The following is a 12,842-nucleotide window of genomic DNA, read 5'->3' on the forward strand; positions in this document are numbered from 1 at the left end:
CTCACGGTGCACCTCGCTTCAGGGCTCACGTGTACGACCTCCTTTCGTCCGGCGGCGGGATCTCGGCGCCGCGGTACTCGACGGGGATGCCGCCGAGGGGGTAGTCCTTGCGCTGCGGATGGCCGACCCAGTCGTCGGGCATCTCGATCCGGGTCAGCGCCGGGTGCCCGTCGAAGACGAGCCCGAAGAAGTCGTAGGTCTCCCGCTCGTGCCAGTCGGCGGTCGGATACACCGGGACGACCGACGGGACGTGCGGGTCGGCGTCGGGCGCGGTGGTCTCCAGCCGCACCCGCCGGTTGTGGGTGATGGACAGCAGGTGGTAGACGGCGTGCAGCTCGGCGCCGGTGTCCTGCGGGTAGTGCACGCCGGACACGCCGCTGAGCAGCTCGAAGCGCAGCTTCGGGTCGTCCCGCATGGTGCGCGCGACCGTCTCGATGTGCTCCCGCTTGACGAAGAACGTCATCTCGCCGCGGTCGACCACGACCCGCTCGATCGCGTCGCCGAAGTCGGGCAGGGCCCGCTCCAGCTCGTTCGCGACCTCGTCGAACGGGCCTTCGTCGGCGGTGCCCTCGGGACCGCCGTAGGGGCGCGGAGAGGACACCTTGGGGCTCTGCCGCACGACGAGTCCGCCGTATCCGGAGGTGTCACCGGTGGTCTTGGCGCCGAACATGCCCGTCCGCGCGATCGGCTGCTCCTTGCGCTCCTCCTCGGAGTGCGCGGGCAGCTGGTCGGCGGCCTGCTCGGCCTTCTGCTCGGGATGCTGGGAGCTCACGCCGCGCCCCCCGCTCGCCTCCGGGCCGCATTCAGGCCGTGCAGCTCGCTCATACAGCACCTCCCGGCTGGCCGAGCAGCGGGAGCTGGCGGCGCTTGGCCTCTTCCAGCTCGGCGATCTGCGCCTTGCGCTGCGGGCCGAGCTTGGTGTTCTGGATCTTGTCGTGCAGCTTCAGGATCGCGTCCAGCAGCATCTCCGGCCGCGGCGGGCAGCCGGGCAGGTAGATGTCCACCGGGACGATGTGGTCGACGCCCTGCACGATCGCGTAGTTGTTGAACATGCCGCCCGACGAGGCGCACACGCCCATCGCGATGACCCACTTGGGCTCGGTCATCTGGTCGTAGATCTGCCGCAGGACCGGGGCCATCTTCTGGCTCACCCGGCCCGCGACGATCATCAGGTCGGCCTGCCGGGGGGTGGCCGAGGCGCGTTCCATCCCCCAGCGGGAGAAGTCGTGCCGCGGGTCGCCGGCGGCCATCATCTCGATGGCGCAGCACGCCAGCCCGAACGTCGCGGGCCAGACCGAGCTCTTGCGCGCCCAACCGGCGACCTGCTCGACCGTGGTCAGCAGGAAACCACTGGGGAGTTTCTCCTCTAGACCCATCTCAGCGCCCCCGCTCCGCTCCGGCGCGCCTTATGGTGCGCGCTTCCCTCGTCGCAGGCTCCTCAGTCCAGCGCGCACCGCGCGCCTGCACGTCGCTCATCAGTCCCACTCCAGACCACCGCGCCGCCAGATGTAGGCGTACGCCACCAGCACGGTGAGGATGAACAGGACCATCTCCACAAGCCCGAAGAGCCCCATCTGATCGAAGGCGACGGCCCAGGGGTAAAGGAAGATGATCTCAATGTCGAAGACGATGAAGAGCATCGCCGTCAGGTAGTACTTCACCGGGAAACGCCCGCCGCCCACCGGCTGCGGCGTCGGCTCGATTCCGCACTCGTAGGCGTCCAGGCGCGCCCGGTTCCACCTCTTGGGCCCGGTGAGCGCGGCCATCGCCACCGAACCCGCCGCGAAGACGAAGGCGAGCACCCCTAGCACGATGATCGGAACATAGAGATCCACGTCTCTACTGCCTCTCCTCGGAACGTACAACGCTGTACGGGACGCGCCCGGGCACGCGCCGCGCGAGGCGGTGCGCGGCGCCGGACGGGCGCGCCACGGCGGCGTGACCCTTTACACGCTCGTGACTTCTGTCACGAGCACGGGTCGCCACCCTAGCCAAGGTGACCAAATGCACTCCCCTCGGGGGGTAAAGAGGTGCCCCCGCTTGCCTTCAGGGCGCCCTGAGACGCCCCCTTCCCACGTCTCGCATGATCACGAAGCCGTCCGCGCTCACCTTCATGCGGTGTCCCCCGCTCGCTTCCGGGGCGCCATCTCGCTCATGCGGCAGGCGCCACCTTCTGCATCGCGTTGATGACGCGGTCCATCGCGTCGCCGCCGCGGCGGTCGGTGAGGTTGGCCAGCAGCTTGAGGGTGAAGCGCATCAGCGTCGGGTGCGGCAGGCCGTGCGCGGTGAGGAACTTCATCACCCGCGGGTCGCCGATGGCCTGCACGAAGACGCGGGCGAGGGTGAAGTAGCCGCCGTGCTCGTCCTTGAGGACGCGCGGGTACTCGTACAGGGTCCGCTCGCGCTGCGCCGGGGTGCGGCGGCCGAGCGCCTGCACCATGATCTCGGCGGCCAGCTTCCCGGACTCCAGGGCGTAGTCGATGCCCTCGCCGTTGAACGGGTTGATCATGCCGCCGGAGTCGCCGACGAGCAGCATGCCGCGGGTGTAGTGCGGCTGCCGGTTGAAGCCCATGGGGAGCGCCGCGCCGCGGATGGGGCCGGTCGCGTGGTCCTCGTCGAACGCCCACTCCTCGGGCATGTTCGCGCACCAGCCCTTGAGCATCCCGCGGTAGTCGACGTTCTGGAACGCCTTGCTGGTGTTGAGCAGGCCGAGGCCGACGTTGGAGGTGCCGTCGCCGACCGGGAAGACCCAGCCGTAGCCGGGGAGGAGGCGCTGCCCGTCCCAGAGTTCGAGCCACGCCTCCATGTAGTCGTCGTCGTGGCGCGGGGTCTCGAAGTAGCGGCGGACGGCGACGCCCATCGGCCGGTCCTCGCGCCGCCGCAGGCCCATGGCCAGCGAGAGGCGGGAGGAGTTGCCGTCGCAGGCGACCACGAGCGGGGCGCGGAACTCGACGTCCTCGCCCTGGTACTTCGCCTGGACGCCGACGATGCGGTCCGTGCGCTCGTCGAGGATGGGAGCGGTGACGGTGCAGCCCTGGAGCAGTTCGGCGCCGGCCGCGGCGGCGTGCTCGGCCAGCAGCCGGTCCAGGTCCATGCGGGTGCGGACCAGGCCGAAGTCGGGGAAGCTCGCCAGCTCGGGCCACGGCAGCTCGATCTTCACGCCGCCGCCGTAGATGCGCAGGCCCTTGTTGCGGGCCCAGCCGGGCGCGTTGATGTCGACGCCCATGCCGATCAGGGCGCGGACGGCGCGCGGGGTCAGCCCGTCGCCACAGATCTTGTCGCGCGGGAAGGTGGCCTTCTCCAGCAGCAGCACGTCAAGGCCGGACTGGGCCAGCCAGTACGCGGTGGAGGCCCCGGCGGGTCCGGCCCCGACGACGATGACATCTGCCTGCCGGGTGGTGTCGCTCACTGCTTTCCTCTTTAGCTCGTTCGCTTGTGAAGTACTTCACAAGGATCCGGAGGGGAGTCTATTCCTTCTTGGCGGTCACTGGGTACCTCTGGACCGCCTCGGATTTGGACCGGTCCGAAATAGCGATCTTGCCCGGACCGGCTTGGGTGTCAGCCCGGATTGACGGCGTGGTGCATCGCCGCGACCCCGAACGTGAGGTCGCGCCACCGCACCCCGCTCCAGCCCGCGGCCTGGATCCGCCGCGCCAGCGCCGCCTGGTCCGGCCAGGCGAGCGTCGACTCGGCGAGGTAGGTGTAGGAGTCGGGATTGGAACTGACCCGCGCCAGCGCCGGCAGCCCCACCTTCAGATGGGCGCGGTGCCCGAGGCGCAGCAGGCGGTTGGGGGGATGGCTGACCTCGCAGACCAGCAGCCGGCCGCCGGGCTTGGCGACGCGCCGCAGCTCGCGCAGCGCGGCCCCGGTGTCGGCCACGTTCCGCAGCCCGAAGGAGATGGTCACCGCGTCGAACGAGCCGTCCGCGAACGGCAGCCGCAGCGCGTCCCCGGCGACGAAGTGCAGCCCCCGCACGCCCTCCTGCCTGCGCACCCCGACCCGGAGCATGCCGAGCGAGAAGTCGCAGGCCACGGTCTCGGCGCCGGCCTCGGCGAAGGGCACCGACGAGGTGCCGGTCCCCGCCGCCAGATCCAGAACGCGCTCCCCCGGCCGGGCGTCCACGGCCCGGACCACGGCCCGCCGCCAGCGCCGGTCCTGCCCCCCGGTCATGAGGCTGTTGAGCAGGTCGTAGCGGTCGGCGGTGCGGTCGAACATGGCCGCCACGTCGGCGGGCTGCTTGTCGAGATCAGCGCGGGTCATGCCTCCACCCTAAGAGTCGGGTGAAGGGCCCTGCTTCAGGGGTTAACCGTCTTCCTTGGTGCGCGCCGCGTCGAAGCGGCGGCGGCGCTCCCGTACCCCGGAGACGACCGCGGTCGACATCGCGTCGCGCTGCCCCGACAGCAGGACGAAGCTGACGATGCCGCTGATCAGCACGGCCAGCCCGAGCAGGAGCAGCCCGCGGGCGCCGAACAGGAAGAGGATCCCGGCCGTGACCAGGAAGACCATGAACCGTGCGGCGGTGTAGAAGAGTACGGAGCGCATGACGCCTCCAGGCTACCCGCCAGTCTGCGCGGCCAGAATCCGGGCCAGCACCGACGGGTCCACGTTCCCGCCGGACAGCACGGAGACATAGGTGCGCGCCGGCGGCAGCTCGGCGCCCCGGTAGAGGAACGCGGCGGTGGCGACGGCGCCGCCGGGCTCGGCGATCAGCCGGGCCTCGCGGGCCAGCCGGCCCATGGCGGCCTCGATCTCGTCCTCGCTCACCGCGACGATGCCGTCCACCAGCTCGCGGATGTGCGCGAACGTGAGGTCGCCGACCCGCTGGGCGCGCAGCGCGTCCGCGGCGGTCCGCGCGGTGTCCTCCGCGGGCCAGGCGACCGGGCGGCCGGCCAGCAGCGAGGCGCGGGCGTCGGCGGCCAGCTCGGGCTCCACCCCGATCACCTTGGCCAGCGGCCTGATCCGCTTGACCGCGGCGGCGATCCCGGCGATGAGCCCGCCGCCGCTGATCGGGACGAGGATCACCTCGGTGTCCGGCCGGTCCTGGACGATCTCCAGCCCGGCGGTGCCCTGCCCGGCGATGATCCGCGGATCGTCGAACGGCGGGATGAGCGTGAAGCCGTGCGCATCGGCGAGCTTCTCGGCGGTGCCGGCGCGGGCCTCCATCGTCGGCTCCACGTACACGATCTCCGCGCCGAGCGCGATGCACGCGTCCACCTTCACCGCGGGCGTGGTGTGCGGGACGACCAGGACGGCGCGGACGCCGAGGGCACGGGCCGTCCACGCGACCGCCTGCGCGTGGTTGCCGCTGGAGTGCGCGACGACGCCGCGGGCGCGCACCTCCGGGGGCAGCGCCGAGATCGTCGCGTACGCGCCGCGCAACTTGAAGGCGCCGATCGGCTGCAGCGACTCGGCCTTGACCAGCAGCTGCGGTTCGCGCTCGGGATCGGCCTGGGGGAAGGGGACCAGCGGGGTGCGGACCGCCACGCCGGCGAGCCGTTCCGCCGCCTTCTCGATCTCCGCGAGCGACACAAGATCCGGCATGTTCCGAGCCTATGCGGTGGTATCGGGGGGTGGTGCCGGGAGGGCCGATGGCAGCCGTGCGGCCGGGACTGAGGATCACTACTGGGACCGGTGTGACGGATGCGACGCATTCCGTGTTAACTTCCCGTGATCTCCCCTGCTCACGGCACTACGGTCGGTGATCTTTTGCGAAAACAAGGGAGAAATCGGTCTTGACCCGCCACACTAGGAAACAGTCCACCCGCACCGAGAGCGGGACAAAGGGGGAGAGAAGACGTGGAAAGCACCAGCGAGCGCCTGCTGACTCCCGGAGAGGTCGCCGCCCTCTTCCGGGTCGATCCGAAGACGGTCACGCGCTGGGCGGCGGCCGGCCGGATCAGCAGCATTCGCACGCCCGGCGGGCACCGCCGCTTCCGCGAGTCCGAGGTGCACGCGCTGCTGCGCGGGGAAGAGCCGGTCGCCGAGCACTCGGCCCGCTGAGAGCCCGCTCAGAGCCCACTCGGCCCACTGAGAGCCCGCTCAGAGCCCACTCGGCCCACTCGGCCTACAGAGCCAACACGGCCACGATGGCCTACACGGTCCACACGGCCCACTCAGTCCGTCAGGGCCCGCCGACGCGGCACACCGCGCCGCCCGCCGGCCCGCACCGCGGACTCGCCGGACGCCCGGTCCCCCTATCCGGACCGTTCAGCCCGGGCGGCCGCGCCTCCAGCCCGGCGCGGCACCCCGCCCGCCCGCCCGAACCGCCTCACTCCTCGGCGCGGCCGGCCTTCCACTCCTCGAACACGCGCCCCAGCTCCGCGTCCTCGTCGCGCCAGCGCCGCCGCCTGTCCTCCATCTCCTCCTCGGTGACGGACCCGTCCAGGAAGCGCTCGTAGTCCGGGTCGCCGGGGCGCAGCTCCACGTACGCCTGGGCGATGATCCGCCCCTCGTCCGTGCCCTCCGCGGAGCCGGCCAGGACGCTGTGGGGGACCCGGAGCGTTCCGTCGGGTAGCCGGATCACGTACATCGTCGATCACCTTCGGTGTCGGTCGTCCGGGTGCATCAGATCCCGTACCTGCGGTTGAAGAACAGCATGACGTCGAGCGCGACCCGGATGTCGCCGGCGAGCATATCGACCAGCGCGGGCCGCTGCCGGGAGGAGATCGCGGCGAACGCGTCGGCGAAGAACTCGCGGCGGCCGAGCGCGTCCGGCTGCCGGTGGAACTCGCTGGCCAGGTGGGGCTTGCACCGCTCGTACAGGGCCCGGAACGCGGCGCCGTCGGACCGCCAGCCGCCGTCCCCGCCGTCGATGTCGTCGAGCGCGTGCCCGACCTCGTGCATCATCACGTCCGGGGTCGGCGACGGCCGGTCGCCCACCACGATCTTGCCGTCGCCGTACGCGCCGGCGCAGATGTCCCAGGTGGCCCGGCCCGACGGCAGCGGCCGGTCGCGCAGGTGGCCCATGTCGTCGAGCTGCGGCACGCCGCCGGGCCCGACGTAGATGCCCTCCAGCCCGCCCGCCAGCAGCTCCTTGAGCCGGTCGGGGAGCGCGGCCAGGCTGTCGACGGCGCGCACCACCTCCGGCGTGGGCGGGCCCTGCCGGTCGTCCCACTGGCGGTGCAGGACGTCCTCCAGGACGCCGCAGTGCCGCCGCCCGTCCGCCATGTAGGGCGACTCGGGCGGGCGCGGCGCCACGCGCAGCCCGGGCGTGCCGGCCGGGTCGGCGGTGTCGGCGGTGTCGGCGGGATCGTCGAGTTCGAAGTCGCGCCAGGAGTAGTCGCGCGCCCGCGGCACGGCGGCGGCGGGGCGGTGCCCGGAACCGGGACGCTCGGGCGCGGCGTCGGTGCCCGGCACGAGGTCGCTGTCGCGCACCATCCGGCGGAACCGCCCGAACCGGTCGCGGGCCCGCCTGGCCCGGGGACGCAGCCACCGCCGCTCCGTACGTCCCCGCCCGCCCTCGGCCGGGGCGGGGGCGAGCGCGGCGTCCCTCGTCTCGCGCGGCCGGCGGTGGATCCCTTTGAAGCGCATCGGGCTCCTCTGTCAGCGGGTCCCTGTACGGTCGAGCCTGAGGACCCTCGCAGCAGGGTAAGCCGTCACCCGACACCGCGTCATCCCCGCCCGTCACCGTCTACGCTCGAGGCATGCCGTATGTGCTGCTGTCGCTCGTCCTGATCGGAGTGTGGCTGTTCGCGCTCTTCGACGTCCTGACCACCGACGAGGCCGGCGTCCGGCACCTGCCCAAGTTCGGCTGGTTCCTCGTGGTGCTGCTCGGGTTCACGGTCGGCGCGCTGCTGTGGCTCGCGCTCGGCCGGGCGCGCGGTGCCGCCGTCCCCGGGCGCCCGCCGGCCGTGCCGGGATCGCGCGCCGAGGCCCCGAAGGGCCCCGACGACGATCCGGAGTTCCTGCGCGACCTGGAGCGCCGCCTCCAGGAGGACGACTGAGAGGCGCTACCCGGACGCGCTACGCGCCTGCGCTTCAGGCGTACGAGTGCAGGCCCGAGAACATGTAGTTCACGCCGAAGAAGTTGAACATCAGCGCGGCGAAGCCGACCAGCGACAGGATCGCGGCCTTGCGGCCCTTCCAGCCGGCGGTGGCGCGGGCGTGCAGGTACGCGGCGTACACGATCCAGGTGATGAACGACCAGATCTCCTTGGGGTCCCAGCCCCAGTAGCGGCCCCACGCCTCGTCCGCCCAGATGGCGCCCATGATGATGGCGGCCGTCCAGATCGGGAACGCGAACATCGTGACCCGCAGCGACAGCCGGTCGAGCGCGTCCGCGCCGGGCAGGTGCGACAGGAACCCGGCGCCGCCCGCGGCCGCCCTGGCCTCCTGGCGGGCCTTGAGGAGGTAGAGGATCGTCGAGGCGCCGCCGACGGTGAACGCGCCGGTCGCGACGATGGCGGCGGAGACGTGGATGGCGATCCAGTACGAGTTCAGCGCCGGGACGACCGGGCCGATCCCGTCGTACAGCCAGATGTTGGCGACGCCGAGCGCGACGACGGCGGCGAGCATGACGAACGCGCCGAGGAACCGCGCCTTGTAGCGCCACATCACGAACAGGAACGCCGTCACCGCGGCCAGCGCGATCGCGGTGAGGAACTCGTACATGTTGGCCCACGGCCAGCGCTCGGCGGCCCACGCGCGGGTCACGAGCGTGCCGACGTGCGCGGCCCAGCCGAGCACGGAGAGCAGGACCGCCAGCCGCGCCCACTCGACGCGCCGCGCGGCCTCCTCCTCGCCGCCGGCGTCGGCGTCCGCGTCGGCCTTCACGGTCCCGGTCCCGGACGCGGACCCGCCGGCCGGGGCGTCCGCGCCGCCCGCGCCCACGAGCACCTTGGCCTTCGCCTCGGTCCCGGCGTCCGCCGCCTCCGCGGCCTCGGCGGCCGCGCGGCGCCGGCCGAAGCCGAGGTCGGCGGCGTACGAGACCATCGCGACGATGTACAGCACGACTGTCGTCAGCATGAGCTTGTCGCTCAGGTTCGCGAGGTCGGTGGCTCCCACCCTCGTCACTCCTTATTCTCGGTCGCCGGCGAGGCGTCGGCATCGGCCCCGTCGCGCTGCTCGGGCCGCTCGCCGGTCCCGGGCTCCTGCGGGCCGCGCAGCGCGGCCACGATGTCCTCGAACTCCGGGGTCGGGTGCCCGAGCGTGAGCCCCCCGACCTCGACCACGGTACGCCCGCCCCCGCCGGCCCGCGCACGGACCCAGACCCGGCGGCGCCGGACCATGAACGAGGCCACGATCCCGGCGACCGCGAGGATCGCCGCGACCAGCGCCGGCATCCGGCCCGGGTCGTGGTTGACCGACAGGGCCGCCCATTCGCGCATCCCGTCGAACGTGATGGATCCGGCGTTCCCCGGCAGCGTGAGCGTCTCGCCGGGCTCCAGCAGCTTCTGCCCGCCCTTGACGGGGTGCAGGGTCTTGCCGATGCCCTCCAGCTTGTAGACCGACTGCGGGGTGCCCTTGTCGAGCCCGATGTCGCCCTGGAAGGAGGAGATCGTCACCATCGGCCGGATCGGCGCGGGGAACGCCGACACGATCTGCTTGCCGTCCTCGGACGCCACCGCGGTCGGCCACAGGATGGCGTAGAACGCGAGCTGGTCCGGTTCGGCGTCGGGCGCCTTCACGACGCCCTCGGAGGTGTAGTTGCGCTGCTCCATCGGCAGGAACGGCACCGAGTCCTTGTAGGCGATGTTGCCCTTGGCGTCGCGGACGGTGAACACCGGCGCGTACCCGTGGTTGATCAGGTAGACCTTGGCGCCGCCCACCATGAGCGGGTGGTTCACCTTGAGCCTGTAGGGCCTCTCCTTGGACGTCGGCGTCTCCCGGAAGCGCAGCCCGGCCTCGTAGTCGATCGCCTGGCCGCGCTGCTCGCCGGTGCTCTGGTACTTGGCGGTGAAGTCGTCCAGCGTCAGCGTGAACGGCGGCAGGTCGTCGCTGTCGAACGCCCGTCCCGGCTCGAACTGGTCGTAGTGCGCGAGCGAGTTCGCGAACGACTTGCCCTCGGTCATCAGGATGTCGCCGCGGTAGCCGAAGAGGTTGCCCATCCCCAGCGCGAACAGCAGCGCCAGCAGGGCGAGGTGGAAGACGAGGTTGCCGGTCTCGCCGAGGTAGCCCTTCTCGGAGGCGACCGAGCCGTCGCCGGCGTCCACGCGGAAGCGGCGCTTGCGCAGCACCTTGCGGGCCTCGGCGAGTACCTCCTCCGGGGAGGCGTCGGTCTCGTACGAGGCGCTCTGCGGGAGCCGGCCCAGGTTGCGGGGCGCCGCCGGGGGACGGGCGCGCATCGCCCTGTAGTGGACGAACGCGCGCGGGATGACGCAGCCGGCCAGCGACACGAACAGCAGGATGTAGATGGCCGCGAACCACGGCGCGGCGAACACGTCGAACAGCGAGAGCCGGTCGAACCACGGGGCGAGCGTCTCGTGCTTCTCGAAGTACTCGGTGACCTTCTCGGGGGCCTGCCCGCGCTGCGGCAGCAGCGATCCGGGGACCGCGCCCAGCGCCACCAGGAACAGCAGGATCAGCGCGGTCCGCATGGTGGTGAGCTGCCGCCAGCCCCAGCGGAGCCAGCCCAGCGGGCCCATGCCCCGGGGCTTGGGCACCTCCTTCGGCGCCTGCCGCTCGGCGGGCGCCTCGGTCCCGGCCTCGGCGGCCGCCTCGGCCGCCGGGTCCTGGGCGGCCGCGTCGTTCTCCGCCGTCACGTCGGCGTCCGGCGTCTTCGCCATACTCAAATCACCGTCTCGAAGCCGCCGATCCACGACTTCATCTGGATGGTCAGGTCGCTCCACAGCCCCGTCACCAGCAGCACGCCGATGGCGACGAGCATCCCGCCGCCGACCCGCATGACCAGCCCGTAGTGCCGCTTCACCGCGCCGAACGCGCCGAGCGCGCGCCGGTAGGCCAGCGCGGTGGCGACGAACGGCAGGCCGAGCCCGGCGCAGTACGCCAGCGACAGCAGCGCGCCGCGCCCGGCGCTGGCCTCGCTGAACGACAGCGCCTGCACCGCCGCCAGCGTCGGCCCGATGCAGGGCGTCCAGCCGAGCCCGAACAGCACGCCCAGCAGCGGCGCGCCCGCCATCCCGGCGGCGGGCAGCCGGCCCGATTTCAGCGTCCGCTGGAGCCCGGGGACGAGCCCCATGAACGCGAGCCCGAACACGATCGTCAGCGCGCCCAGCACCCGGGTGATCGGGTCCTGGTACTCCAGCAGCCACCGGCCGAGCCCGCCGAACGCCACCCCGGCCGTCACGAACACGGCGGTGAAGCCCGCGATGAACAGCGCCGCGCCCGCCAGCAGCCGGCCGCGGCGCTGCTCGGCCAGGTCGGCGCCGGACATGCCCGTCACGTACGACAGGTAGCCCGGCACCAGCGGCAGCACGCACGGCGACGCGAACGACACCACCCCGGCCAGCGCCGCCAGCGGAGCCGCCAGCATGAGCGACCCGCTGAGGACGGTGTCGGTGGGATTCATGCCGCCTTCACTTCTCCGCGAGGAGCTTGGTGACGAGCGGGGAGAGCTTGGAGTACGTGGTGGCGCCGATGATGCGGGCGGCCACCCGGCCCTGCCGGTCCAGGACGAGCGTGGTCGGGATGGCGTTGGGCGGGACCTCGCGGAAGGCGAGGGTGATCTGCCCGTCCGCGTCGAACAGGCTCGGGTACGTCACCTTGAACCTGCGCTCGAACGCCTTCGCGTTCTCCTGGCCGTCCTTGAACGCGACGCCGAGGAACCGCACGCCCTTCCCCTCGGTCTCCTTGTGGACCTGTTCGAGGGACGGCGCCTCGCCGCGGCAGGGGGCGCACCAGGACGCCCAGAAGTTGACGACCGTGATCTTGCCCTGGAAGTCGGCGGGCGCGATCTTCTTCCCGTCCAGCGTCGTCCCCGCCGCCTGGGGCGGGGCCTTCCGCTCGGCGGGCTTGAACTCCTGGACGTTGCCGTCGCCCGCGATGAAGCGGTTCTCGCTGCCGCCCGGCCCGTTCTGCGAGGCGTTCGTGCCCGCGCAGCCGGCGAGCAGCGCGCACGCGGCCAGAACGCCGGCCGCGGCGCGTACGCGGGTCACTCGGGGGCTCAAGGGACTCTCCTACCAGCGGCCCTGAGGCGGGCCACCGCGAAAGGGGTGCTACTACAGGATGTAGTACTCAATCTAGTGGTCGGGTCAGGCGCCCGCGACACTGGGGCCTTTGGCGATGCCGGCGGCGGGCTCGCAGTACGACACCTCGACCAGCCGGGTGCCCTCGAACGCCAGGCTGGTGACGCTGGCCAGGGCGCACTCGCGCTTGATCGGATGGTGCCAGAGCCGGCGGTGCTCGGCGTGCAGGCGCAGGATCCAGATCGGCAGCTGATGGCTGACGCAGACCGCCTCGCGGCCGCGCGCGGCCTCCCGGGCCCGGATCACCGCGGCCCGCATCCGGCCCGCGATCTCCTTGTACGGCTCGCCCCAGGACGGCCGGAACGGGTTGAGCAGGTAGCGCCAGTGCTCGGGGCGGCGCAGCGAGCCCTTGCCGACGCCGAAGGTCATCCCCTCGAAGTGGTTGTCGGCCTCCAGCAGCCCGTCGTCCACCGTCACCGGCAGGTCGAACGCGTCGGCCATCGGCCGGGCCGTCTCCACGGCCCGCTGCATCGGCGAGGAGAACAGCGCGGCCACGTCCCGGTCACCGAACCAGCGGGCGGCCGCCTTGGCCATGAGGACGCCGTCCTCGCTCAGGCGGTAGCCCGGGAGCCGGCCGTACAGGACGCCCTCGGGGTTGTGCACCTCACCGTGCCGCAGCAGGTGAACGATCGTCTTGTCAGTCATCGCGTCGTCAGGTTACCCGCGCCGTCCCGTCACCCTTCCCGCGCGTGCCGGTCG

16 protein-coding genes are annotated in these 12,842 nt (G+C 72.1%); 2 read left to right on the plus strand and 14 right to left on the minus strand.

What is annotated here, in order from left to right; genetic code table 11:
* Positions 1-25 precede the first annotated feature (25 nt).
* From ACA361_RS06410 to ACA361_RS06440, 7 genes are all read right to left on the minus strand, one after another.
* Complete coding sequence (locus tag ACA361_RS06410; protein WP_375010825.1) at positions 26-772, minus strand: NADH-quinone oxidoreductase subunit C; 747 nt, start codon at positions 770-772, stop codon at positions 26-28.
* 49 nt (positions 773-821) lie between these two features.
* Positions 822-1,376, minus strand: coding sequence for a NuoB/complex I 20 kDa subunit family protein (locus tag ACA361_RS06415; RefSeq protein WP_375010826.1), 555 nt, complete (start codon positions 1,374-1,376; stop codon positions 822-824).
* 99 nt (positions 1,377-1,475) lie between these two features.
* Positions 1,476-1,835: an NADH-quinone oxidoreductase subunit A gene (locus ACA361_RS06420; RefSeq protein WP_375010827.1), complete on the minus strand. Its 360-nt coding sequence runs from the start codon at positions 1,833-1,835 to the stop codon at positions 1,476-1,478.
* Positions 1,836-2,152: 317 nt separating this feature from the next.
* Positions 2,153-3,409 carry a geranylgeranyl reductase family protein gene (locus tag ACA361_RS06425; protein ID WP_375010828.1) on the minus strand — a complete coding sequence of 419 codons (1,257 nt, stop codon included), beginning with the start codon at positions 3,407-3,409 and terminating at the stop codon, positions 2,153-2,155.
* Positions 3,410-3,558: 149 nt separating this feature from the next.
* A complete protein-coding gene (locus ACA361_RS06430; protein ID WP_375010829.1) occupies positions 3,559-4,260 on the minus strand; it encodes a demethylmenaquinone methyltransferase in 702 nt (233 codons plus the stop codon).
* Between the two features lie 42 nt (positions 4,261-4,302).
* Complete coding sequence (locus tag ACA361_RS06435) at positions 4,303-4,542, minus strand: DUF4229 domain-containing protein (protein WP_375010830.1); 240 nt, start codon at positions 4,540-4,542, stop codon at positions 4,303-4,305.
* Positions 4,543-4,554: 12 nt separating this feature from the next.
* Complete coding sequence (locus ACA361_RS06440) at positions 4,555-5,541, minus strand: threonine/serine dehydratase (RefSeq protein ID WP_375010831.1); 987 nt, start codon at positions 5,539-5,541, stop codon at positions 4,555-4,557.
* Between the two features lie 255 nt (positions 5,542-5,796).
* Here ACA361_RS06440 and ACA361_RS06445 point away from each other — a divergent pair, with 255 nt between their 5' ends.
* Complete coding sequence (locus ACA361_RS06445) at positions 5,797-6,000, plus strand: BldC family transcriptional regulator (RefSeq protein WP_021593176.1); 204 nt, start codon at positions 5,797-5,799, stop codon at positions 5,998-6,000.
* Positions 6,001-6,268: 268 nt separating this feature from the next.
* On the opposite strand, the gene ACA361_RS06450 is transcribed toward ACA361_RS06445, so the two are convergent.
* Together ACA361_RS06450 and ACA361_RS06455 are read right to left on the minus strand one after the other, a co-directional pair.
* The gene (locus ACA361_RS06450; RefSeq protein ID WP_375010832.1) at positions 6,269-6,529 is read right to left on the minus strand and encodes a hypothetical protein; all 261 of its coding nucleotides are present in this window, start codon (positions 6,527-6,529) and stop codon (positions 6,269-6,271) included.
* Between the two features lie 35 nt (positions 6,530-6,564).
* Positions 6,565-7,530, minus strand: a complete 966-nt coding sequence (locus tag ACA361_RS06455) for a hypothetical protein (RefSeq protein WP_375010833.1) — start codon at positions 7,528-7,530, stop codon at positions 6,565-6,567.
* A 113-nt stretch (positions 7,531-7,643) separates the two neighbouring features.
* Here ACA361_RS06455 and ACA361_RS06460 point away from each other — a divergent pair, with 113 nt between their 5' ends.
* Positions 7,644-7,943: a PLD nuclease N-terminal domain-containing protein gene (locus ACA361_RS06460; protein ID WP_375010834.1), complete on the plus strand. Its 300-nt coding sequence runs from the start codon at positions 7,644-7,646 to the stop codon at positions 7,941-7,943.
* Positions 7,944-7,977: 34 nt separating this feature from the next.
* On the opposite strand, the gene ccsB is transcribed toward ACA361_RS06460, so the two are convergent.
* From ccsB to ACA361_RS06485, 5 genes are all read right to left on the minus strand, one after another.
* The gene (gene ccsB / locus ACA361_RS06465) at positions 7,978-9,003 is read right to left on the minus strand and encodes a c-type cytochrome biogenesis protein CcsB (protein ID WP_375010835.1); all 1,026 of its coding nucleotides are present in this window, start codon (positions 9,001-9,003) and stop codon (positions 7,978-7,980) included.
* 5 nt (positions 9,004-9,008) lie between these two features.
* Positions 9,009-10,724 carry a cytochrome c biogenesis protein ResB gene (locus tag ACA361_RS06470; RefSeq protein WP_375010836.1) on the minus strand — a complete coding sequence of 572 codons (1,716 nt, stop codon included), beginning with the start codon at positions 10,722-10,724 and terminating at the stop codon, positions 9,009-9,011.
* 2 nt (positions 10,725-10,726) lie between these two features.
* Positions 10,727-11,467 carry a cytochrome c biogenesis CcdA family protein gene (locus ACA361_RS06475; protein ID WP_375010837.1) on the minus strand — a complete coding sequence of 247 codons (741 nt, stop codon included), beginning with the start codon at positions 11,465-11,467 and terminating at the stop codon, positions 10,727-10,729.
* Between the two features lie 7 nt (positions 11,468-11,474).
* Positions 11,475-12,065 (minus strand): TlpA family protein disulfide reductase, encoded by a 591-nt coding sequence (locus ACA361_RS06480; RefSeq protein WP_375010838.1) that lies wholly within the window; start codon positions 12,063-12,065, stop codon positions 11,475-11,477.
* An 84-nt stretch (positions 12,066-12,149) separates the two neighbouring features.
* A complete protein-coding gene (locus ACA361_RS06485) occupies positions 12,150-12,788 on the minus strand; it encodes a histidine phosphatase family protein (RefSeq protein ID WP_375010839.1) in 639 nt (212 codons plus the stop codon).
* Positions 12,789-12,842: the final 54 nt, after the last annotated feature.

The sequence above is a fragment of the Actinomadura sp. 21ATH genome (assembly GCF_041951345.1).
Classification (GTDB): domain Bacteria; phylum Actinomycetota; class Actinomycetes; order Streptosporangiales; family Streptosporangiaceae; genus Spirillospora.